This window comes from Streptomyces californicus (assembly GCF_000717645.1).
GTDB lineage: Bacteria > Actinomycetota > Actinomycetes > Streptomycetales > Streptomycetaceae > Streptomyces > Streptomyces californicus.
In genome coordinates, this window is the sequence record NZ_JNZZ01000003.1 from 244,609 (window position 1) to 266,992 (window position 22,384).

General features: G+C 70.4%; 20 protein-coding genes and 1 riboswitch. Of the genes, 13 read left to right on the forward strand and 7 right to left on the reverse strand.

Annotated elements, in window-relative coordinates:
* The first annotated feature begins 22 nt into the window (after positions 1-22).
* The 3 genes from IF19_RS0106035 to IF19_RS0106045 all read left to right on the forward strand — a co-directional run bounded on the left by IF19_RS0106035 (position 23) and on the right by IF19_RS0106045 (position 1,880).
* The gene (locus tag IF19_RS0106035; protein ID WP_030113603.1) at positions 23-283 is read left to right on the forward strand and encodes a UBP-type zinc finger domain-containing protein; all 261 of its coding nucleotides are present in this window, start codon (positions 23-25) and stop codon (positions 281-283) included.
* A 230-nt stretch (positions 284-513) separates the two neighbouring features.
* Complete coding sequence (locus tag IF19_RS0106040; protein WP_030113604.1) at positions 514-927, forward strand: ATP-binding protein; 414 nt, start codon at positions 514-516, stop codon at positions 925-927.
* Positions 928-950: 23 nt separating this feature from the next.
* A complete protein-coding gene (locus IF19_RS0106045; protein WP_030113605.1) occupies positions 951-1,880 on the forward strand; it encodes an RNA polymerase sigma factor SigF in 930 nt (309 codons plus the stop codon).
* 12 nt (positions 1,881-1,892) lie between these two features.
* Here IF19_RS0106045 and IF19_RS0106050 read toward each other — a convergent pair whose 3' ends face one another.
* Entirely contained in the window at positions 1,893-2,342 is a 450-nt protein-coding gene (locus IF19_RS0106050) for a hypothetical protein (RefSeq protein WP_030113606.1), read from the reverse strand.
* A gap of 162 nt (positions 2,343-2,504) precedes the next feature.
* On the opposite strand from IF19_RS0106050, the gene IF19_RS0106055 reads away from it, so the two are divergent.
* Both IF19_RS0106055 and IF19_RS0106060 read left to right on the forward strand, forming a co-directional pair.
* Positions 2,505-3,473, forward strand: a complete 969-nt coding sequence (locus IF19_RS0106055) for a diacylglycerol/lipid kinase family protein (RefSeq protein WP_030113607.1) — start codon at positions 2,505-2,507, stop codon at positions 3,471-3,473.
* A gap of 321 nt (positions 3,474-3,794) precedes the next feature.
* On the forward strand, positions 3,795-4,052 hold the full coding sequence (locus IF19_RS0106060; protein WP_003953983.1) for a WhiB family transcriptional regulator: 258 nt from the start codon (positions 3,795-3,797) through the stop codon (positions 4,050-4,052).
* Positions 4,053-4,307: 255 nt separating this feature from the next.
* On the opposite strand, the gene IF19_RS0106065 is transcribed toward IF19_RS0106060, so the two are convergent.
* Positions 4,308-5,774: a sensor histidine kinase gene (locus IF19_RS0106065; RefSeq protein ID WP_030113608.1), complete on the reverse strand. Its 1,467-nt coding sequence runs from the start codon at positions 5,772-5,774 to the stop codon at positions 4,308-4,310.
* A 529-nt stretch (positions 5,775-6,303) separates the two neighbouring features.
* The gene (locus tag IF19_RS0106070; protein WP_030113609.1) at positions 6,304-7,377 is read right to left on the reverse strand and encodes an SIS domain-containing protein; all 1,074 of its coding nucleotides are present in this window, start codon (positions 7,375-7,377) and stop codon (positions 6,304-6,306) included.
* Positions 7,378-7,705: 328 nt separating this feature from the next.
* On the opposite strand from IF19_RS0106070, the gene nagB reads away from it, so the two are divergent.
* Positions 7,706-8,491, forward strand: a complete 786-nt coding sequence (gene nagB, locus IF19_RS0106075; protein WP_030113610.1) for a glucosamine-6-phosphate deaminase — start codon at positions 7,706-7,708, stop codon at positions 8,489-8,491.
* Between the two features lie 152 nt (positions 8,492-8,643).
* On the opposite strand, the gene IF19_RS0106080 is transcribed toward nagB, so the two are convergent.
* The 4 genes from IF19_RS0106080 to IF19_RS0106095 form a co-directional block, all read right to left on the reverse strand.
* Positions 8,644-10,173, reverse strand: a complete 1,530-nt coding sequence (locus IF19_RS0106080; protein ID WP_030113611.1) for a glycoside hydrolase family 3 protein — start codon at positions 10,171-10,173, stop codon at positions 8,644-8,646.
* Between the two features lie 9 nt (positions 10,174-10,182).
* Entirely contained in the window at positions 10,183-11,046 is an 864-nt protein-coding gene (locus tag IF19_RS0106085) for a carbohydrate ABC transporter permease (protein WP_030113612.1), read from the reverse strand.
* The gene (locus IF19_RS0106090; protein ID WP_030113613.1) at positions 11,043-12,050 is read right to left on the reverse strand and encodes a carbohydrate ABC transporter permease; all 1,008 of its coding nucleotides are present in this window, start codon (positions 12,048-12,050) and stop codon (positions 11,043-11,045) included. Before IF19_RS0106090 ends, IF19_RS0106085 begins: the two co-directional genes overlap by 4 nt.
* Positions 12,051-12,166: 116 nt before the next feature.
* Entirely contained in the window at positions 12,167-13,465 is a 1,299-nt protein-coding gene (locus IF19_RS0106095) for a sugar ABC transporter substrate-binding protein (RefSeq protein WP_030113614.1), read from the reverse strand.
* 279 nt (positions 13,466-13,744) lie between these two features.
* On the opposite strand from IF19_RS0106095, the gene IF19_RS0106100 reads away from it, so the two are divergent.
* The 7 genes from IF19_RS0106100 (at position 13,745) to IF19_RS0106130 (ending at position 22,325) form a co-directional block, all read left to right on the forward strand.
* Entirely contained in the window at positions 13,745-14,509 is a 765-nt protein-coding gene (locus IF19_RS0106100; protein WP_030113615.1) for a GntR family transcriptional regulator, read from the forward strand.
* 250 nt (positions 14,510-14,759) lie between these two features.
* Positions 14,760-16,985 carry a carbon starvation CstA family protein gene (locus tag IF19_RS0106105; protein ID WP_030113616.1) on the forward strand — a complete coding sequence of 742 codons (2,226 nt, stop codon included), beginning with the start codon at positions 14,760-14,762 and terminating at the stop codon, positions 16,983-16,985.
* Entirely contained in the window at positions 16,982-17,185 is a 204-nt protein-coding gene (locus tag IF19_RS0106110; RefSeq protein WP_030113617.1) for a YbdD/YjiX family protein, read from the forward strand. The genes IF19_RS0106105 and IF19_RS0106110 overlap by 4 nt, the downstream gene beginning before the upstream one ends.
* A gap of 195 nt (positions 17,186-17,380) precedes the next feature.
* Entirely contained in the window at positions 17,381-18,049 is a 669-nt protein-coding gene (locus IF19_RS0106115; RefSeq protein ID WP_030113618.1) for a hypothetical protein, read from the forward strand.
* The gene (locus IF19_RS0106120; RefSeq protein WP_030113619.1) at positions 18,049-18,558 is read left to right on the forward strand and encodes a GNAT family N-acetyltransferase; all 510 of its coding nucleotides are present in this window, start codon (positions 18,049-18,051) and stop codon (positions 18,556-18,558) included. Before IF19_RS0106115 ends, IF19_RS0106120 begins: the two co-directional genes overlap by 1 nt.
* Positions 18,559-18,622: 64 nt before the next feature.
* A riboswitch (cobalamin riboswitch) is annotated at positions 18,623-18,746 on the forward strand.
* Positions 18,747-18,882: 136 nt separating this feature from the next.
* The gene (locus IF19_RS0106125; protein ID WP_030113620.1) at positions 18,883-21,306 is read left to right on the forward strand and encodes a ribonucleoside-diphosphate reductase subunit alpha; all 2,424 of its coding nucleotides are present in this window, start codon (positions 18,883-18,885) and stop codon (positions 21,304-21,306) included.
* Positions 21,306-22,325 carry a ribonucleotide-diphosphate reductase subunit beta gene (locus IF19_RS0106130; protein ID WP_030113621.1) on the forward strand — a complete coding sequence of 340 codons (1,020 nt, stop codon included), beginning with the start codon at positions 21,306-21,308 and terminating at the stop codon, positions 22,323-22,325. The genes IF19_RS0106125 and IF19_RS0106130 overlap by 1 nt, the downstream gene beginning before the upstream one ends.
* The last annotated feature ends 59 nt before the right edge of the window (positions 22,326-22,384 follow it).

Sequence of the window (22,384 nt, forward strand, 5' to 3'; positions counted from 1 at the left end):
GTTCCGTCGTAACCTGCCCATCATGAGCGAGTGTGCGCATGTAGCGGATCTGCCACGCCCCGAGCCCGTGCCGCTCGGCGACACGTGTCCGGAGTGCCTGGCGGCGGGCACCCACCCCGTGCAGTTGCGGCTCTGTCTGACCTGCGGGCACGTCGGCTGCTGCGATTCGTCGCCGCTGCGGCACGCCACCGGGCACTTCCGGGCGACCGGCCACCCCGTGATGCGGAGCTTCGAACCGGGCGAGAGCTGGCGCTGGTGCTTCGAGGACGGTTCGATCGTCTGACGTCTGGGTACGTCAATGCGGCGCTGGTTCTTCGTAATTGGACGCCGCAGACCCCTAGCCACTTTCTGTACGCATGGGCTTACCATGAGTGACGGGCGGGGAGTGGGGTCCGTACGACACGGCATCATGGATCCGATAACGTCGCCGGGCCGAGAACCGTCGATGGACCGCATGGCTCCGGGCACCCTTCCCGGAACCTCGAAAGAGTTTGTGCCACCTTGGAGGTGAGGGTGTCCCAGATCGCAGGCGAGCCCGGGAGTCAGGACTTCGTGGAAGTCCGGTTGCCCGCTGCGGGTGCCTACCTGTCGGTGCTGCGAACGGCCACGGCCGGTCTCGCAGCGCGTTTGGACTTCACTCTCGACGAGATCGAGGATCTTCGTATCGCGGTCGACGAGGCATGCGCGATCCTGCTCCAGCAGGCCGTGCCGGGCTCCGTCCTCAGCTGCGTCTTCCGCCTGGTCGACGACTCGCTCGAAGTGACGGTGTCGGCGCCCACCACGGACGGCAGGGCGCCCGAACGCGACACCTTCGCCTGGACGGTGCTCTCCGCACTGGCGGGCAAGGTCGACTCCACGGTCGCGGACGACCGTACGGTCAGCATCAGCCTCTACAAACAGCGCGGCGCGGGCCCCGGGCCGGCGTGAGCGACGGAAACGGGGACGGTCCTGTGCGGGACGAGACTTTCCGGTCCGGGGCGGTGCGCCCGACGGGCATCCCGGAGCAGCAGGCCCGGCCGCATCCGGAGGACGGAGCGGAGGGGCCCGAGCGCCCCGACGCCGCGGTGGAGGAGCAGGCGCAGGCAGAGTGGGCGGGCCAGATGAGCGAGCACGGGCACCACGATCCGCACGACCGCACCGGGGCCCGGGCCCTGTTCTACGAACTGCGGGCGCTGCCCGACGGTTCGGCGGAGAAGGCCGAGCTGCGGAACCGGCTGGTGCGCATGCACCTGCCCCTGGTGGAGCATCTGGCCCGCCGTTTCCGCAACCGGGGCGAGCCGCTGGACGATCTGACCCAGGTCGCCACGATCGGGCTGATCAAGTCCGTGGACCGGTTCGACCCGGACCGGGGCGTGGAGTTCTCCACGTACGCCACCCCCACGGTGGTCGGCGAGATCAAGCGCCACTTCCGGGACAAGGGGTGGGCGGTGCGGGTGCCGCGCCGTCTGCAGGAGCTGCGGCTGTCGCTGACCACGGCCACCGCGGAGCTCTCGCAGCAGCACGGGCGTTCGCCGACGGTGCACGAGCTGGCCGAGCGGCTGGGCATCTCCGAGGAGGAGGTGCTGGAGGGCCTGGAGTCCGCCAACGCGTACAGCACGCTCTCGCTGGACGTGCCGGACACGGACGACGAGTCGCCGGCGGTCGCGGACACGCTGGGCTCGGAGGACGAGGCGCTGGAGGGGGTCGAGTACCGGGAGTCCCTCAAGCCGCTCCTGGAGGACCTGCCGCCGCGCGAGAAGCGGATCCTGCTGCTGCGGTTCTTCGGGAACATGACGCAGTCGCAGATCGCGCAGGAGGTGGGCATCTCGCAGATGCACGTCTCCCGGCTGCTGGCCCGCACGCTGGCGCAGTTGCGGGAGCGGCTGCTCGTCGAGGAGTAGGGGCCGTACGGGTCAGGCGTCGGGGGTCGTGCTCGGCCCCCGGCGGATGCCCAGGTCCCGGGTGGTCGCCGGGTTCAGCGCGAGCACGAGGCCGGTGACGGCGACCACCGCCACGACGATCCCGAGCGGGATCAGACCGCCCTGCGAGCGCAGCAGGGTCCAGGCGACGGGCAGCGCCATGATCTGGGTGATCAGCGCGGGCCCCCGGCTCCAACTGCGCAGCAGCAGCAGTCCGCGGGCGGCGATCAGCGGGATCGCGCCGAGGGCGACCAGGGTGATGCCGACCGTCTCCGCCTGCTGTGTGCTCTCCAGCTTTCCGAGCAGCCCCGCGATCAGCAGGTAGAGGCCGCCGATGGCGAGCGCCGCGCCTTCGAGGGCGTTGACGCCCGCGAGGGCCGTGATCCGGGTCGGCCGCTTCGCTGCGGAGGGCGCCGGGGTGGACGGGGTCGCTTCAGTGCTCACGCCCTTCAGGTTGGCATCTTCGGGGTCCGGAAGTGAAGCCGGGGTGCGTGGAGGGCGCGGGCGACCGGCGGGCACAGGGCAGCCCATCACACTGCGTGACCGGCCGGGGGTGCTGCGTACCGTGACTTCGGCGCGAACCGCCCGGTAGGTAGGCTGGCGGTCATGCGCGCACTCCTCGTGGTCAACCCAGCTGCTACCACCACCAGTGCCCGCACCCGCGACGTGCTCATCCACGCGCTGGCCAGCGAGATGAAGCTGGAGGCGGTGACCACGGAGTACCGGGGGCACGCACGGGACCTGGGCCGCCGGGCGGCGGACAGCGACGACATCGACCTGGTGGTCGCCCTCGGCGGCGACGGCACGGTGAACGAGGTCGTGAACGGGTTGCTGCACCGGGGGCCGGACCCGGAGGGGCTGCCGAAGCTCGCCGTGGTGCCGGGCGGGTCCACCAATGTCTTCGCGCGCGCCCTGGGGCTGCCGAACGACGCGGTGGAGGCGACCGGCGCGATTCTGGACGCCCTGGAGAACCGGACCGAACGCACGGTCGGCCTGGGTCTGGCGGCCGGCACCCCGGGGACCGAGGACGAGGCCGCGCCCGAACGCTGGTTCACTTTCTGCGCCGGTCTCGGATTCGACGCCGGAGTCGTCGGCCGGGTCGAACAGAAACGCGAGACCGGAAAGCGTTCGACGCACGCGCTGTATGTGCGCCAGGTGGTGCGGCAGTTCCTGAACGACGCCCACCGCAGACACGGGACGATCACGCTGGAGGAGCCCGGCCGGGACCCGGTGACCGACCTCGCGCTCTCCATAGTCTGCAACACCGCCCCCTGGACCTACCTGGGCAATCGTCCGGTCTACGCCTCCCCCAAGGCGTCCTTCGACACCGCGCTGGACGTGCTCGGGCTGAAGCGTCTGTCCACCCCGGCGGTGGCCCTCTACGGCACCCAGCTGCTCACTTCGAGTCCCGAGAAGGGACCTCGCGGTAAGCACGCCGTTTCACGGCATGACCTCACGGACTTCACCTTGCATTCAAAGGTCCCACTGCCCTTCCAGATGGACGGCGACCACCTGGGACTGCGTACGAGCGTGACGTTCACAGGCGTACGCCGTGCACTGCGTGTGATTGTGTGAGTGGAAGGGCGGAAAGTCCTTTAACTCGAACGTTTGGCCTGGGTCCCACCCCTAAGAAGTGCGCCTGTGACCTAGTCGACACCGAGGAATCAAAAAAAACTTTCCAGAAGGGGTTGTATCCGCCGCCGAGGTTTGCGAATCTCTACATGGCGATCGGGACGGCCCGCAACACCGGCCTCCACTGAGAGCCAGAACCCCTCCTCACCATCACGTGACCGCACCCAGTCCTTCTGGGGGTCGGCCCGTCATCTGCGGGGGGATTCGTGAAAGCGTTCACATTCACAAGCAACAAACGTGTAATACCAAGGAGAGGTAGCAGCCATGGACTGGCGTCACAACGCCGTTTGTCGTGAGGAAGACCCCGAGCTGTTCTTCCCCATCGGCAACACCGGTCCCGCGCTGCTGCAGATCGAGGAAGCCAAGGCTGTCTGCCGCCGCTGCCCCGTCATGGAGCAGTGCCTGCAGTGGGCGCTCGAGTCCGGCCAGGACTCCGGCGTCTGGGGTGGCCTCAGCGAGGACGAGCGCCGCGCGATGAAGCGCCGCGCCGCTCGCAACCGGGCGCGCAACGCAAGCGCCTGAGCGAGAACCGCACCAAGCCTCAGCCCGGCGGCGCGTACAGAGCGTACGCACAGCCCCGCCTTCGAGTCGCAGCGCGCAGTACCCCGGAGCGCATCGCAACGTGAGCACCACGGAGCGGGCCCGGACCGTCACCACGGTCCGGGCCCGCTTCGCTGTGGGCGCCCCCGCTTCCGGGGAACGGCGCTCCGCCGCGTCCGCCCCGGCTTCCGGGGGCGGCACTCCGCCGTGCGCGCCCCCGCTCCGGGGAACGGCTCGCTATTTGTCGGCGCGGACCGGGAGGTCCAGCACCACCTGGGTGCCGCGCCCGGGGGCCGGAACCATGCCGAACGTGCCGCCCAACTCCCCCTCCACCAGCGTCCGTACGATCTGGAGACCGAGGTTGCCCGCCTGCTGCGGGTCGAACCCCTCGGGCAGACCGCGCCCGTCGTCGGTGACGGTGATCAGCAGTCGGCCCTCGGTGGGCGATCCGCCGCGTACGGCGGAGACCTCGACCGTGCCGTGGTCGGCCAGGGCGAAGGCGTGTTCCAGGGCGTTCTGCAGGACCTCGGTCAGCACCATCGAGAGCGGGGTGGCGACTTCGGCGTCGAGGATGCCGAAGCGTCCGATGCGTCGGCAGGTCACCTTGCCCGGGGAGATCTCCGAGACCATCGCGATGACCCGGTCGGCGATCTCGTCGAACTCGACCCGCTCGTCCAGGTTCTGGGACAGCGTCTCATGGACGATGGCGATCGAACCGACGCGGCGGACGGCCTCGTTGAGCGCCTCGCGGCCCTGCTCGGAGTCCATCCGCCGGGCCTGGAGCCGCAACAGGGCGGCCACCGTCTGGAGGTTGTTCTTCACCCGGTGGTGGATCTCCCGGATGGTGGCGTCCTTGGTGATCAACTCGCGCTCGCGGCGGCGGAGTTCGGTGACGTCCCGGAGCAGGACCAGGGAGCCGATGCGGACGCCCTTGGGCTTGAGCGGGATCGCCCGGAGCTGGATCACCCCGCCCGCGCACTCCACTTCGAACTCGCGGGGCGCGTACCCGCTGGCCACCTTGACCAGGGCTTCGTCCACCGGCCCCCGGGACGGAGCCAGTTCGGCGGTGGTGGTGCCGAGGTGGTGGCCGACCAGGTCGGAGGCGAGGCCGAGGCGGTGGTAGGCGGAGAGGCCGTTGGGGCTGGCGTACTGGACGATGCCCTCGGCGTCGAGCCGGATCAGGCCATCGCCCACGCGCGGCGAGGCGTCCATGTCGACCTGCTGGCCGGGGAAGGGAAAGGCCCCGGCGGCGATCATCTGGGCCAGGTCGGAGGCGGACTGGAGGTAGGTGAGCTCCAGCCGGGAGGGGGTGCGCACGGTGAGCAGGTTGGTGTTGCGGGCGATGACGCCGAGCACCCGGCCGTCGCGGCGTACCGGGATGGACTCGACCCGTACGGGAACCTCCTCGCGCCACTCCGGATCGCCCTCGCGCACGATCCTGCCCTCGTCCAGGGCCGCGTCCAGCAGCGGGCGGCGGCCACGCGGCACCAGGTGGCCGACCATGTCGTCCTGGTAGGAGGTGGGCCCGGTGTTGGGGCGCATCTGGGCGACGGAGACGTACCGCGTGCCGTCCCGGGTGGGCACCCAGAGCACGAGGTCGGCGAAGGAGAGGTCGGAGAGCAGCTGCCACTCCGAGACCAGCAGATGGAGCCACTCGAGGTCGGTGTCGCTCAGAGCGGTGTGCTGGTGGACGAGGTCGTTCATGGAGGGCACGTGTGGAGCGTACCCGGGGTAGCCGAAACCGTTCGAACCGATCGACCCGGCGGGCCGTGCCGTGGGGTGGGGCGCGGCGATGGCATGGACAGGCCCGGAGCCGGGCCGGAGAATGTCGTGCACATGGATGGACACGGGTATTGGTCTAGTCCACAATGTTCAACAAGACCTCCGCTCTCCCCGCACAGGAGAGCGGACCGAGGCACCCGGCGCTCTCTGCCCTGACCGCGCCGGCGCCTCATGTGGCCGACGGCACCGCACACCGTCGGTCGGGAAGGGCCTGCCTTTTGGAACGGGCCGGATCAGCGAGCGGGGTCCGGCGCGTGCAGCTGCAAGGCGGAGGAGGGAGTCGACGCGGAGCGTCGGCGACCGACGACAACGCCGCAGATGTGCGTGCCGGGGCACGTGAGCCCGGCCTGTTCCGAAAGGCAGGCCCGCAGCTCCGGGCTGCGGTGCCGGATGGGCTGAGGGTCCCGTCCCGGCGCCGCGGCCCGCGGGTGTTTCCGGGGCCGTCGCGCGCTCAGCGGGTCTCGGTGACCTTGGCCAGGGCGCGGGGGGCGTCGGGGTCCTGGCCCCGGGCGATCGTCACCTCGTACGCCAGCAGCTGCAGCGGCAGGATCTCCAGGATCGGCTGCACCTCCTCCGGGACCCCCGCCGTGGGCAGCGAGAATCCGGCCGACGCCGCCTCCACCTGGGCCTTGGGGCCGACCACGAAGAGGTCCGCGCCGCGTCCGCGCAGGCGGTCCAGCACCGGCTGGAGGGCCTCGCCGCCCCGGCCGTCGGTGACCACGGCGATGACCGGGGAGATGTTGTCGACCATCGCCAGCGGGCCGTGCAGCAGGTCGGCGCCGGAGTAGGAGAGCGCGGGGATGTAGCTGGTCTCCATCAGCTTGAGCGCCGCTTCCTTGGCCGTGGGGTAGCCGTAGCCGCGCGAGGTGATCACCATGCGTTCGGCGAAGCGGTAGCGGGAGGCCAGCGCCTTGACCTCGGCCCGGCGGCCCAGGACCGCGCCCGCGAGGTCGGGCAGGCCGGCCGCGGCCTCGGTGCCGTCACGGCCGCCCAGGCCCTCCACGAAGAGGTAGAGGGAGAGCAGGGAGGCGGTGTAGGTCTTGGTGGCCGGGAGCGCCTTCTCCGGGCCCGCCAGGATGTCGATGTGGAACTCGGAGACGGCGGCGAGCGCGGAGTCCGGGTTGTTGGTGACGGCGAGCGTGACGGCCCCGGCCTCCCGGGCGGCCCGGGTGGAGGCCACCAGGTCCGGTGAGCCGCCCGACTGGCTGACGGTGACCACCAGGACGTCCCGCAGGTCGGGCTTGGCCCCGTACGCCGTCGTGGTGGACATGGAGGCCAGTCCGCAGGGCAGTCCGAGGCGGATCTCCAGCAGGTACTTCGCGTACAGCGCCGCGTTGTCCGACGTGCCCCGGGCGGTGAGCAGGACGAACCGGGGCTTGCGGGCGGCGATCTCGGCGGCCGTCTCCCGGATGCGGGGTGCGCCCTGTTCGAGGATGCGCCGCAGCATGGCGGGCTGCTCGGCCATCTCGCCGGACATGATGCGGCCGGGCTCGTCGCCCTGGCCGGCCGGAGGGGTGGCGGACATGTGGGGGCCTCCTGCGCTGTCGGCGTACGGGGCGGCGCGGGCGCGGGTGCGCGTTCGACGCCGTACCGGACCAGTCGACCAGGCAATGCCGCGGGCCGCCAGCGGGCCGGGGCGGGCGGGGTGGCGGGCGTCGCGGCGGACGGTACGGCGAGTGCCGCGCCGGGCCGGACGCGCGGCGGTGCGAGAGACGGTACGGCGGGTCCGCGGCGGGGCGGGAGGCGGTGCCGCCGATGCGCGGACCGTTCACCGTACGGCTGCCCGATTCTGCTAGATTGGAATTTGATTGGTCTATACCACCTCCTCCCCTAGTCAGATCGGCAGGCACAGCGTGGAAGTTGTCATCGTCCCGGACGCCACGGCAGGCGGCGAACTGATCGCGGAGGCCATCGCCGCGCTGCTCGACCGCAAGCCCGACGCCCTGCTCGGCGTTGCCACCGGCTCGACCCCGCTGCCCATCTACCGCGCGCTCGCCGCCAAGGTCGCCTCCGGCGCGGTGGACGCCTCGCGCGCCCGGATCTGCCAGCTCGACGAGTACGTCGGACTGCCCGCGGGCCACCCGGAGTCGTACCGCTCCGTGGTGCTGCGCGAGGTCGTCGAGCCGCTCGGGCTCTCCGAGGCGTCCTTCATGGGCCCCGACGGCTCGGCCGAGGACGTCCAGGCGGCCTGCGAGGCGTACGACAAGGCGCTGGCGGAGGCGGGCGGCGTCGACCTCCAGTTGCTGGGGATCGGCACCGACGGGCACATCGGCTTCAACGAGCCGTGCTCCTCGCTCGCCTCGCGCACCCGGATCAAGACGCTGACCGAGCAGACCCGCGTCGACAACGCGCGCTTCTTCGACGACGACATCGAGCAGGTGCCCCACCACGTGATCACGCAGGGCATCGGGACGATCCTGGACGCCCGCCACCCGATCCTGCTGGCCACCGGCGAGGGCAAGGCCGAGGCCGTCGCCCAGACCGTGGAGGGACCGGTCGCCTCGATCGTGCCGGCCTCGGCGCTCCAGCTCCACCCGCACGCGACCGTGGTGGTGGACGAGGCGGCGGCGTCGAAGCTGAAGCTCGCGGACTACTTCCGCGCCACGTACGCGGCCAAGCCCGCCTGGCAGGGGCTGTAGGGCTACCGCCCTCCCCCGCCACGGCGAAGGGCCGGGACACCTCTGGAGGTGTCCCGGCCCTTCGCCGTGCGGTGACGCCGTTCGGTGTGCGGAACGGGTCCGTCCGGCGGGGGACGGAGCCTCCCGCCGGACGGACCCGTTCCGGCCCGGTGTCAGCTCGTGGTGCCGGTCAGCGCTTCCGCCGCCGCCAGGCCGCAGACGCGCGCCGCGCCGAAGGTGGCGATGTGCAGCGCGCCCCGGGGAGCCGCCTGGGGCAGGCCCATCTCGACCACGACCGTGTCCGGGCGGGCCGCCAGCAGGGCGTCGAGCGCCGCGCCCATCCAGGCGTGGCGGTGCTCGTCGCGGACGACGGCGACGATGCGCCGCTCCCCCGCCGCCGCGAGGATCTCCTCGGCCGGGGCGGCGGCCGCCTCGGTCCAGGTGTCCGCGCCGGTGCCGGGCGCCAGCCTCTCCAGCTCGGCGGCGACGCCCCACGGGGTCTCCGCGCCGACCGCGATGTTGGCCTCGGCGCCGAACGTGGCGACGTACGCCGGACCGGTCAGCAGGCCGCCGGTGCCGGTCACCCGCAGGGCGCGGCGCGCGGCGATCAGACCGATGTCGGAGCTGACTCCGGTGCCGGGCGCGGTCCCCTCCTGCACTTCCGCGCCCGGCTCCGGGACATCCCCCCGGGCCCTCTGCGTCCAGGACGCGAGGGCTCGTACTCGGGCGGCCGCGTCGGCGAGCCGCTCCTCGGTCAGCTCCCCGTCGCGTACGGCCGCGACGAGGGCGTCGCGCAGCCGCAGCACCGTCTCCTCGTCGGCCAGGCCGCCGCCCACGCAGATGGCGTCGGCGCCCGCGGCGATGGCGAGGACGGAGCCGCGCTCGATGCCGTAGGCCCTGGAGATGGCCTCCATCTCGATGCCGTCCGTGACGATCAGGCCGTCGTAGCCCAGCTCCCGGCGCAGCAGACCGGTGAGGATCTGCGGGCTGACCGTGGCCGGGCGGTCCGGGTCGAGTGCGGGAAGAAGGATATGCGCGCTCATCACCGATTTGGAACCCGCCGCGATGGCCGCGCGGAAAGGCACCAGCTCACGGGCGTGCAGGGTCTCCAGGTCCACGTCGATCCGCGGGATCGCGTGGTGCGAGTCGACCGCGGTGTCGCCGTGGCCCGGGAAGTGCTTGGTGCACGCGGCGACGCCGGCGGCCTGGAGCCCCTCGACATACGCGGCGGTGTGCCGGGCGGCCAGCCGGGGGTCGGCGCCGAAGGAGCGGACGCCGATGACCGGGTTGGCCGGGTTGGAGTTGACGTCGGCGGACGGCGCCCAGTTGAGGTTGACGCCGCACTCGGCGAGCCGGCGGCCGAGCTCCTGGGCGACGGCCCGGGTGAGGTGGACGTCGTCGACCGAACCGAGGGCGAGGTTGCCGGGGAAGGAGGATCCGTGCGTGACCTCCAACCGGGTCACGTCGCCGCCCTCCTCGTCGATGGCGACGAGGACGTCGTCCCGCTCGGCGCGCAGCCGTGCCGTGAGCGCGGAGAGCTGCTCGGGCGAGGTGATGTTGCGGCCGAACAGGCCCACGGAGGAGAGCCCTTCACCGACCCGGCGCAGCAGCCAGTCCGGTGCGGTGGTGCCGGTGAACCCGGGCTGCAGCACCGCGAGCGCGTCCCGGGTGAGCGTGTCCGTGGTGGAGACGAGGGTGGTCATGGGGCCGCACTATCCCTTCACTGCGCCGGAAGTGAGGCCGGCGGCCATCTTCTTCTGGATGATCATGAAGAACACGACGACGGGGAGGGCGATCATGGTCGATGCCGCCATGAGGGCGCCGTAGTCCGTTCCGCGCTCGGTCGTGAACGTCATCAGCCAGACGTTCAGCGTGTACTTGGAGTTGTCGTTGATCAGGATGTACGCGAAGAGGTACTCGTTCCAGGCGTTGACCAGGGCGAAGATCGACGCGGCGGCGAGCCCGGGGGCCAGCAGCGGGAAGATCACCCGGCGGAACGCCTGGAAGCGGGTGCAGCCGTCCACCATCGCGGACTCCTCCAGCTCCACCGGGATGTTCACGACGAAGCCGCGGATCATGATGGTGGCGAAGGGCAGCGTTGAGACGAGGTAGACGACGATCAGGCCCCAGTACTCGTCGATCCCGCCCATCGCGTTGAGCTGGGCGTAGATGGGAATGAGCATGGCCGTCGGGGGCAGCATCTGGACCAGGATCATGATGAGGACCAGGGCCTTGCGGCCGAAGAACCGGAACCTGCCGATGGCCAGGGCCGCCAGGGTCGCGATGATCATGCCGCCGACCACCGCGGTCACGGCGACGATCAGGCTGGACTGGATGGCGGTGCCGAAGTTCGGCTGCTCGGTGGCCCGGACGAAGTTGTCGAAGGTGATCGACGTGGGCCACAGGGTCTGGTCGTAGCTGCGGATCTCGCGGTTGGGCCGCAGGGCGCTGATGACCAGCCAGTAGACCGGGAAGACCATGACCAGGGCGATGCCGAGGCCGAGGATGTCGAGGTGGAGCCGGCTCTTCTTGCGGTCGGGCCGCAGCGCCTGTGTCGTCTGGGTCGAGCTGCTCATTCGACCTCTCCCGTCTTCATGAGCTGGCGCAGGTAGTACACGGCCACGCCGGACAGCAGCAGCACCGTGATCAGGGCGATCGCGGTGCCCTGGCTGAAGGAGGTGGACTCGAACGCCTTGGAGTAGGAGTAGAGGCCGAGGGTCTCGTACTCCGGCTCGGGCTTGTTGCCGCGCAGCAGCCAGATCTGACCGAAGACGTTGAAGTCCCAGATCACCGAGAGGGTGGCGACCATGGTGAAGACCGGCTTGATGACCGGCCAGGTGACGAACTTGTAGATGCCGTAGGCGCTGGCGCCGTCGAGGGCGGCGGCCTCCTCCAGTTCCTTGGGGACCTGGGTGAGGGCGGCGTACAGGGTGACGACGACGAACGGGATGGCGCCCCAGACGACCAGCAGCGTGATGATGCCGAAGCCCTGGACCGGGTTGAGGTACCAGTTGTGTCCGAGCCAGTCCTCGCCGACGACCTTGGCGATCAGGGTGTTGATCAGGCCGTAGTCGGAGTCGGCCATGAACCGGAAGATCGAGGCGGCCACCATCAGCGGCATCGACCAGGCGGCGATGAGGCAGGCGGTGAGCACCAGCCGGACCCAGGTGGAGAGCCTGCGCATGAGCAGGGCGACCAGCAGGCCGATGCCCATGGTGAGCGTCACGCAGATGGCCATGAAGACGACCGTGCGGAAGGTGACCCACCAGAACTCGGAGTCCCCGAGGATGTTGGTGAACTGCTCGAAGCCGACCCAGGGAGCCGGATCGCCGGTCCACAGCTCGCGGCGGCCCATGTCCTGGAAGGACATGACGACCGTCTTGCCGAGCGGGTAGAGGTAGACGGCGGCGATCGCCACGATCGCCGGGAGGATCAGGAAGTAGGGGAGGAGTTCGCCCTTCTTCCGCTTCCTCTTCTGCACCCGGGGCGCGTCGTCGTCGGGGGACGACTTGCCGATCGCCTGCGGGTCGGGTGGTACGGGGACCGGCGGCCCGGCGGCCTTGGTATCAGCGGCAGACACGTGGCTGACCTTCCATCGCGGGTCCGGGGCGGGCCCCGGAATTCACGGCGTTCACTTGCGGGAAAGGAAGCGGGGGCCCGGCGATGCCGCCGGGCCCCCGCCTGGCGATCGGAAGGTCAGGATTCCTTGTTGATCAGCGCGTTGATCTTGTCGTCGGCCTTCTTCGAGGCGTCGGCGACGGAGGCGCCCTTGACGATCTCCAGGAGCATGTTCTGGAGGACCTCCTCCTTCTCCACGGAGGCCCAGCCCGGCGCGATCGGCGTGAACCAGGCGTCCGGCACCGCGTTGGCGATGGCGGCGGTCTCCGGCTTCTGCTTCAGCGGCTCAAGCTGCTTCTCGTTGTTGGGGAGGATGTTCTTCGACGCGAGGACCTCCATGGACTTCGCGTTGGTGAAGAGGCCGATCCACTCCTCGCCGAGGTCCTGGACCTTGGACTTGGAGATGGTCGCCAGGTCCGAGCCGCCGATGAAGGACGGGAGGGCCTTGCCCTCGGGGCCGGGCATACCGGCCGTGGCGATCTTGCCCTCGAGCTTCGGGTTGCCGTTCTCGCCGGTGGTGACGCTGCCGGCCTCCCACGCCTGGCCGTAGATGACCGCGGCCTTCTCGTTGGCCATGACGTTGGCGTGGTCCTGCTCGTCCTTCGTCACGTCGGCCTTGTTGTACTTCTTGACCAGGTCGACGAAGTGCTGGATGCCCTTCTGGGCCTCGGGGGTGGAGAGCGCGGACTTCCACTCCTTGCTGCCCTCGTCGTACGTGGCTATCTGGCCACCGTAGGCGGCGACGTAGGACATCGCGGCGTACCAGTAACGGCCCGGGAAGTAGAGGGAGGAGGCGCGCTTGTCCTTCTTGGCGAGCTCGGCGCCGACCTTGTCCATCGCGGCGAGGAACTCGTCCTCGGTCTGCGGGAGGGCGTCGCTGCCGGTGCCGGCCTTCAGCATGTCCTTGTTGTAAACCGCGAGACGGGCGCTCGCGTAGTAAGGAACGCAGTAGGTCTTGCCCTCGAAGGAGCAGGTGTCCTTCAGACCCTTGATCCAGGTGTCCGAGTTCTCGTACTTCTTGGGGTCGATTTCTCCGAGCGCACCGTTGAGGATGTACTGCATGGTCTCGGTGTTGCCGAGTTCCACGACGTCCGGGAATTTGTCGCCGCCGAGGGAGGTGTCCAGCTTCTTGACCTTGTCGGCCCACTGCTGATACTGAACCTTGACGGTGACGCCCGGGTACTTCTTGTTGAACTCGGCGTTGACGTCCTTGACCAGCTCCGGCCAGGTGGACTGGGCCTCGCCCATGAGCCACACGGTCAGGGTCTCCTTGCGGTCCTTCGGGTCGGCGGACGAATTCTTGTCGTCCGAACCACACGCCGCGACCGAGACCAACATGCCCGCGACACCGATTGCCGCGATGAGCTTGCGCTTCACGTCAAACCCTCCTCAGGGATGCTGCAACCCCACCCACCGCGAAGACATTCGACGAGTTCTGCTGGGGCTGGACCTGGTCTTTAATGGTTTAGACCAGTACCCGGAGCTTGGCCTAGACCTTTAGGGGTGTCAAGGGTGTATAAGAAGTGCACTCGCGTCCGTTATAGGACCGACACCTAAGGGAGGGCGACGACCCGTGACCGGACCGTGCCACCATGTGAGCCGCGACAGACGGAGGAGCCGGTGACGGCAGTAACGCAAGCGTCGGGAAGGCGGGCCATGAGTGCCGACGGGGGCAGTACGGGGAGCGAGACCGGCGCCGGCACGCGCACAGCGCGCGTGCCGAAGTACTACCGGCTCAAGCGGCACCTCCTCGACATGACCGACACCATGCCGCCGGGCACCCCCGTGCCGCCCGAACGCACTCTGGCCGCCGAGTTCGACACCTCGCGCACGACCGTGCGCCAGGCCCTGCAGGAACTGGTCGTCGAGGGCCGCCTCGAACGCATCCAGGGCAAGGGCACCTTCGTCGCCAAGCCGAAGGTCTCCCAGGCGCTCCAACTCACCTCGTACACCGAGGACATGCGCGCCCAGGGCCTGGAGCCGACGTCCCAGCTCCTGGACATCGGCTACGTCACGGCCGACGACACCCTCGCCGGACTGCTGGACATCTCGACGGGCGGCCGGGTGCTGCGCATCGAGCGGCTGCGGCTCGCCAGCGGGGAGCCGATGGCGATCGAGACCACGCACCTTTCGGCCAAACGCTTTCCGGCGCTGCGCCGTTCGCTGGTGAAGTACACCTCGCTCTACACCGCGCTCGCCGAGGTGTACGACGTCCGTCTCGCCGAGGCGGAGGAGACCATCGAGACCTCGCTCGCCACCCCGCGCGAGGCGGGTCTGCTCGGCACCGACGTGGGGCTGCCGATGCTCATGCTGTCCCGTCATTCGGTGGACGGCCGGGGCGAACCGGTGGAGTGGGTGCGCTCGGTCTACCGGGGCGACCGCTACAAGTTCGTGGCCCGCCTCAAGCGGCCGGCGGACTGAGGAACGGCAGCGCGCACACAGGCCGGTGGCCCGGGGGCCCCTCCCCCGGGCCACCGGCCTGTTTCGGCCATCGCCCGCGCATCCGGTCCGGGTGAACCGAACGCCCCTCCCGTCCGTGTCCTTACCGCGGAACTTCGGTGGAGACATCGGTGAGGCGCGACCGGTATGCGGACAGGGGTTCCGGAGAGCGGCCGCACCCCTTAGATTTCGCGCACGTTACGACAGAGATCACGCGAGGGGACGGATCGATATGCCGGAATCGCCCACACCAGCACCGCCGGTTCCACCGGCGTCGGAGCGGCGGTCGTTGACCCCGAAGTCCATCGCCGTATGGAGCCTGGTCGCCCTCGCTGGAGCCATCGGCTGGGCCGCCCTCGCACTCTCCCGGGGCGAGGAGGTCTCCGCCGCCTGGATGCTCGCGGCGGCCCTCGGCTCGTACGCCATCGCCTACCGCTTCTACTCCCGGTTCATCGCGAACCGGGTCCTGAAGGCGGACCGGAACCGCGCGACCCCCGCCGAACTGCTGGACAACGGTGTCGACTTCCACCCCACCGACCGCCGCGTCCTGTTCGGCCACCACTTCGCCGCGATCGCCGGGGCGGGCCCGCTGGTCGGCCCGGTGCTCGCCGCGCAGATGGGCTACCTGCCCGGCACGATCTGGCTCGTCGTCGGCGTCATCTTCGCCGGCGCCGTCCAGGACATGGTGACGCTCTTCTTCTCCACCCGCCGCAACGGCCGTTCGCTCGGCCAGATGGCGCGCGACGAGATCGGTCCGGTCGGCGGGATCGCCGCCCTGGTCGCGGTCTTCATCATCATGATCATCCTGCTCGCGGTCCTCGCGCTGGTCATCGTGAACGCGCTCGCGCACTCGCCGTGGGGCGTCTTCTCCATCGGCATGACGATCCCGATCGCCCTCTTCATGGGCGTCTACCTGCGCATCCTGCGGCCCGGCAAGGTCAGCGAGGTCTCGCTCATCGGCGTCGCGCTGCTGCTGCTCGCGATCGTCTCGGGCGGCTGGGTCGCCGAGTCGTCGTGGGCGGACTTCTTCACGCTGGAGCCGGGCACGCTGGTCATCTGGATGATCGTGTACGGGTTCCTCGCCTCGGTGCTCCCCGTGTGGCTGCTGCTGGCCCCGCGCGACTACCTCTCCACCTTCATGAAGGTCGGCACGATCGGGCTGCTGGCGGTGGGCGTGGTCATCGCCCTGCCGACGCTGAAGATGCCCGCGGTCACGGACTTCGCCTCCAGCGGCTCGGGCCCCGTCTTCGCCGGCTCGATGTTCCCGTTCGTCTTCATCACCATCGCCTGCGGCGCGCTCTCCGGCTTCCACTCCCTGGTCTCCTCCGGCACCACGCCGAAGATGGTCCAGAAGGAGACGCAGATCCGGATGATCGGCTACGGCGCCATGCTCGTCGAGTCGTTCGTCGCGATCATGGCGATGATCGCCGCCTGCATCATCGACCCGGGCCTCTACTTCGCCATCAACGCGCCCGTCGGCGCGATCGGCGACAGCGTCCAGTCCGCCTCCCAGGCCGTGGCGAACTTCGGGTTCACGATCTCGCCGGACGCCCTGGCCCAGGCGGCCAAGGACGTCGAGGAGACGAGCCTGCTCTCCCGCACCGGTGGCGCGCCGACGTTCGCGCTCGGCATGTCGGAGATCTTCTCCGCGGTGGTCGGCGGGACCGCGATGAAGGCGTTCTGGTACCACTTCGCGATCATGTTCGAGGCGCTCTTCATCCTCACCACGGTGGACGCCGGCACCCGCGTCGGACGTTTCATGCTCCAGGACATGCTGGGCAACGCCTACAAGCCGTTCCGCGAGGTCAGCTGGAAGCCGGGCGTCTGGTTCGCCAGCGCGGTCGTGGTCGGCGGCTGGGGCTACTTCCTCTGGGTCGGCGTGCACGACCCGCTGGGCGGCATCAACCAGCTCTTCCCGCTCTTCGGCATCGCCAACCAGTTGCTGGCCGCCGTGGCGCTCGCCGTCTGCACCACTCTGCTCGTCAAGTCCGGCCGTCTGAAGTGGGCGTGGGTCACGGCGGTCCCGCTCGCCTGGGACGTGGCGGTCACCCTCACCGCGAGCTGGCAGAAGATCTTCTCCGAGGACGTGAAGGTCGGCTTCTTCGCCCAGCGGGACAAGTACCAGGCGGGCATCGACGCGGGCGAGGTCCTGGCCCCCGCGAAGACCATGGACGACATGCGGACCGTGGTGACCAACTCCACCGTCGACGGGGTGCTGAGCGCGCTGTTCGCGCTCCTCATCATCGTGGTGCTCGTGGACGCCGGACGGGTCTGCTACAAGGCCATCCGCGACCCGGAGAGCGTCAAGCTCCACGAGACGCCCTTCGTCGAGTCCAAGCTCGTCGCCCCGGCCTCGCTCTTCGCGACCAAGGAGGAGAAGGCCGAGCTGGCCGCCGCCGGGGTCGGCCCCGAGGGCGGCATCCGCAAGGAGGCGGCGGAGACCGGGAGCCGGACATGACGGGCGCGGACGTGCGGCGCGTGGCGGGGCGGATCCGCTGGTACGTCCGTGAGTTGACCGGCGAGTCGGTCTACGACCGGTACGTGGCACACGCCCGCGCACACGATCCGGAGGCCCCCGTCCTGTCGCGGCGCGCCTTCGAGCGCGCGCGCATGGACGCCCGCGAGGCGGATCCCCGGGAGGGCTTCCGCTGCTGCTGAGGCGTCTCGGGGGATCAGGGCCCTGCCGGGTGTCGCGGACCCGGCCGAGATCCGCCGGACGCGCCCTGAGACCCGTCGGCCGGCCACCGGGCCGCCACCCCTCCCTCCGGGGAGCGGGCGGCGGCCCGGTCCGCTGTGTCCGGCCCGCACGTCTCCCCGGTACGCCGTCGGCTCACCGTACGAAAGGATGTGCCCATGACATCGCACCCCCGGCCGCCCCGGTTCCGGCCCGTCCGCACGGCCACCGCCCTGGCCCTCACCCTGCTCCTGACGGCCTCAGCGGGCTGCGGCACCGAGCCGGCGCCCGACGCGCGGGCGGCCGGCCCGAGCGGCTCGGCCGCACCGGCCCCCGACCGGGCGGAGCTGGAGGCGCGGGCGGCGGCCCTGCAGACCGTGGCGGAGCACGTCTGGGTGACCGAGGCCCCCGGCTTCGCCCTGGCCCGCCAGTCGGTCGGGGTGCTCGGCGACGACGGGTTCGGCAGCGCGTACACCGCGCCGGACGGCGGGCGCATACAGCTGTCGGTGGAGCGCCGCCCGCACGCCGCGGCCGACTGCACGGACGCCGCCGGGCCCGCCACGACCTGCGAGCGGGACGGCGAACAGTGGTACCGCGCCTCGGAGTCGGGCCACGCGTACGCCCGGGAACAGGACGGCCTGGTCGTGACGTTGAGCGGAACACGCCAGGAGGTGAACCGGGAGACGCTGCGCGCGGCGGCCCTGGCCGCCCACCGTGCCGACGACCGCGAACTCGACGAGGTCCTGCCTCCCCTCGGCGGGTCCTCCGGGCAGCAGCCGGTCGAGCGCGGCGACCTGCCGCCGGTGGGCGACGGCGCCCCGAACAACGACGTGGGAGCGAGTGGCTGATGGATGTGACGATCAGGGCGGCGGCCCCCGCCGAGCACGCCGCCCTCGGCGCGATCACCGCCGAGGCGTATCTCGGCGACGGCCTGCTGGACGGCCCGGGCGACCCGTACCTGGCGCGTCTGCGGGCGGTGGAGCGGCGGGCGGCCGAGGCCGAGGTGCTCGTCGCGGTCGATCCCGAGGGGGCGCTGCTGGGCGGTGTGACGTACGCCGCGCCGGGTACGCCGTGGCGTGACATCGCCGGTCCGGACGAGGCCGAATTCCGAATGCTGGCGGTGGCCCGTGCGGGGCGCGGCCGGGGTGTCGGCGAGGCGCTGGTGCGGGCCTGCGTCGAGCGGGCGCGGGCCGCCGAGGGGGTCCGGGCGCTGGTGCTGTCGACGCAGCCGGCCATGCTCCCGGCCCATAGGATCTACCGTCGTCTGGGCTTTCTGCGGACCCCTGAACGGGACTGGGAGCCGGTGCCGGGGCTGCGGCTCATGACGTTCCGGCTGCCCCTGGAGGGGCCCGCCTAGGGCGCGGAGGAAATCGCCGCGACACAAGATGTGGGGGCCGCTTCATCCAGCGGCCCCCACATGTATGCTCGACCTCGCTGTCGCCGCAGGGGAATCCGGTGCGAATCCGGAACTGTCCCGCAACGGTGTGATCAGTGTGCTTCTGCGCACCTGCAAGTCCGAAGACCTGTCGACAGTGCGTCCGGCTCGACCGAACCGGATGCCAGACGTCCGGGCCTCGCGGATGGGCCGGTGGACGCCGTCAGCTGTGCTGCCCCGCTCCGGGTTTCGCGCTGCCCGGCTTCTCCGCCCGCCGCCGGCCCCTGCCGAGCGAGGGATAGCCCTGTGACCATCGCGCCCGCCGATCCGGTTTCAGCCACCGAATCCGCCGAGACCGCAGTGTCGACCACGGCCGGGAACACCCAGAACGACGGACCCGGGACCGCTCTGCTGCGGACCCTGACCGACCTCACCGTCGATCTTCCCGACACCGACCCCGGACGGGTCGCCGCCGCCGCGCTGCGGGGGCGCAACGCCCGCTCCGACGAGGCCGAGCTGCGCACGCTGGCCACCGAGGCCGCCGCGGGCCTGATCTCCGAGGACCCGGCGTACTCCCGGCTCGCCGCCCGGCTGCTGACCCTGTCGATCGCGGAGGAGGCCGCGGGCCAGGGCGCGACGTCCTTCTCCGCCTCGGTCGCCGTGGGGCACCGCGAGGGGCTGATCGCGGACCGTACCGCCGCCTTCGTCGAGCTGCACGCGAAGGCGCTGGACGAGCTGGTCGAGCGGACGCTGGCCGAGGGCGCCGACGACCGCTTCGGCTACTTCGGCCTCCGTACGCTGCACAGCCGCTACCTGCTGCGCCACCCGCACACCCGCCAGGTCGTCGAGACCCCCCAGCACTTCATGCTGCGGGTCGCGGCGGGGCTGGCCGAGGACGAGTCGGTGCGGGCGCTGGACGAGGTCGCCGCGCTCTACGGGCTGATGAGCAAGCTGGACTACCTCCCCTCCTCCCCCACGCTCTTCAACTCCGGCACCCGGCACCCGCAGATGTCCTCGTGCTACCTGCTGGACTCCCCCAAGGACGAGCTGGACTCGATCTACGACCGCTACCACCAGGTGGCGCGCCTGTCGAAGCACGCGGGCGGCATCGGCCTCTCCTACTCCCGCATCCGCGCCCGGGGTTCGCTGATCCGGGGCACCAACGGGCACTCCAACGGCATCGTGCCGTTCCTCAAGACGCTGGACGCCTCCGTGGCGGCGGTGAACCAGGGCGGCCGGCGCAAGGGCGCGGCGGCGGTGTACCTGGAGACCTGGCACGCCGACATCGAGGAGTTCCTGGAGCTCCGCGACAACACCGGTGAGGACCAGCGGCGCACGCACAACCTGAACCTGGCGCACTGGATCCCGGACGAGTTCATGCGCCGGGTCGACGCGGACACCGAGTGGTCGCTCTTCTCCCCGGCGGACGTGCCCGAGCTGGTCGACCTGTGGGGCGACGAGTTCGACGCCGCGTACCGGGCGGCCGAGGCCAAGGGGCTGGCCCGCAAATCGATGCCGGCGCGTGAGCTGTACGGCCGGATGATGCGGACCCTCGCGCAGACCGGCCAGGGCTGGATGACGTTCAAGGACGCCTCCAACCGGACCGCGAACCAGACCGCCGAGCCGGGCCGGGTCGTGCACTCGTCGAACCTGTGCACGGAGATCCTGGAGGTCACCGACGACGGCGAGACGGCCGTCTGCAACCTGGGCTCGGTCAACCTGGGCGCGTTCGTGGCGAACGGCTCGATCGACTGGGAGCGCCTGGACTCCACGGTCCGCACGGCCGTGACCTTCCTGGACCGGGTCGTCGACATCAACTTCTACCCGACCGAGCAGGCCGGGAACTCCAACTCCCGCTGGCGGCCGGTCGGTCTGGGCGCCATGGGCCTCCAGGACGTCTTCTTCCAGCTGCGGCTGCCCTTCGACTCGCCGCAGGCGCGCGCGCTCTCCACGAAGATCTCCGAGCGCATCATGCTGGCCGCGTACGAGGCGTCCTGCGACCTCGCCGATCGGTCGGGCCCGCTGCCCGCCTGGTCCGAGACGCGTGCCGCGCGCGGTGTGCTGCACCCCGACCACTACGCCACCGAGCTGAACTGGCCGGAGCGCTGGGACGCCCTGCGCGCCCGGATCGCGAAGACCGGCATGCGCAACTCGCTGCTGCTCGCCATCGCGCCGACCGCCACGATCGCCTCGATCGCCGGCGTCTACGAGTGCATCGAGCCGCAGGTCTCCAACCTGTTCAAGCGCGAGACGCTCAGCGGTGAGTTCCTCCAGGTCAACGCCTACCTGGTGGACGAGTTGAAGAAGCTCGGCGTGTGGGACGCCCGCACCCGTGAGGCGCTGCGCGAGGCCAGCGGCTCCGTGCAGGGCTTCGCCTGGATCCCCGAGGACGTACGGGCCCTGTACCGCACGGCGTGGGAGATCCCGCAGCGCGGCCTGATCGACATGGCGGCGGCCCGTACGCCGTTCCTCGACCAGAGCCAGTCGCTCAACCTGTTCCTGGAGACGCCGACGATCGGCAAGCTCTCCTCGATGTACGCGTACGCCTGGAAGCAGGGGCTGAAGACGACGTACTACCTGCGTTCGCGCCCGGCGACCCGGATCGCCCGTGCCGCGTCCGGCCAGGCGTCGGCCGCCGCCCCCATTCCCGTACAGCAGGCGCAGGCGCCCGACGCGGACGCCATCGCCTGCTCCCTGGAAAACCCCGAGTCCTGCGAGGCATGCCAGTAATGAGCACCACCAACGAAGAGAAGAACCTGCTCGACCCGGGATTCGAGCTGACCCTGCGTCCCATGCGCTACCCGGACTTCTACGAGCGCTACCGGGACGCGATCAAGAACACCTGGACCGTCGAGGAGGTCGACCTCCACTCGGACGTCGCCGACCTCGCCAAGCTGTCCCCGGGTGAGCAGCACATGATCGGCCGGCTGGTGGCGTTCTTCGCGACCGGCGACTCGATCGTCTCGAACAACCTCGTGCTGACGCTGTACAAGCACATCAACTCCCCCGAGGCGCGGCTGTACCTGTCGCGGCAGCTCTTCGAGGAGGCCGTGCACGTCCAGTTCTATCTGACGCTGCTGGACACCTATCTGCCCGACCCGGACGACCGGGCGGCGGCGTTCGACGCGGTCGAGGAGATCCCGTCGATCCGCGAGAAGGCGCAGTTCTGCTTCAAGTGGATGGACTCGGTCGAGAAGATCGAGCGGCTGGAGACGAAGGCGGACCGCCGCCGCTTCCTGCTGAACCTGATCTGCTTCGCGGCCTGCATCGAGGGGCTGTTCTTCTACGGGGCGTTCGCCTACGTGTACTGGTTCCGCTCGCGCGGCCTGCTGCACGGCCTCGCCACGGGCACCAACTGGGTGTTCCGTGACGAGACGATGCACATGAACTTCGCGTTCGAGGTCGTGGACACCGTCCGCAAGGAGGAGCCGGACCTCTTCGACGACGAGCTCCAGCAGCAGGTCACCGACATGCTGAAGGAGGCCGTCGACGCGGAGCTCCAGTTCGGCCGCGACCTGTGCGGCGAGGGCCTGCCGGGCATGAACACCGAGTCGATGCGCGAGTACCTGCAGTGCGTCGCCGACCAGCGTCTCGCCCGCCTCGGCTTCCCGACGGTGTACGGCTCGGAGAACCCGTTCTCCTTCATGGAGCTGCAGGGCGTCCAGGAGCTGACGAACTTCTTCGAGCGCCGCCCGTCCGCCTACCAGGTGGCGGTGGAGGGCTCGGTCGGGTTCGACGACGACTTCTAGACCCTGACGCGGCGAGGCCCCGGGCACCGATCGGTGCCCGGGGCCTCGCCGTTCTCCCG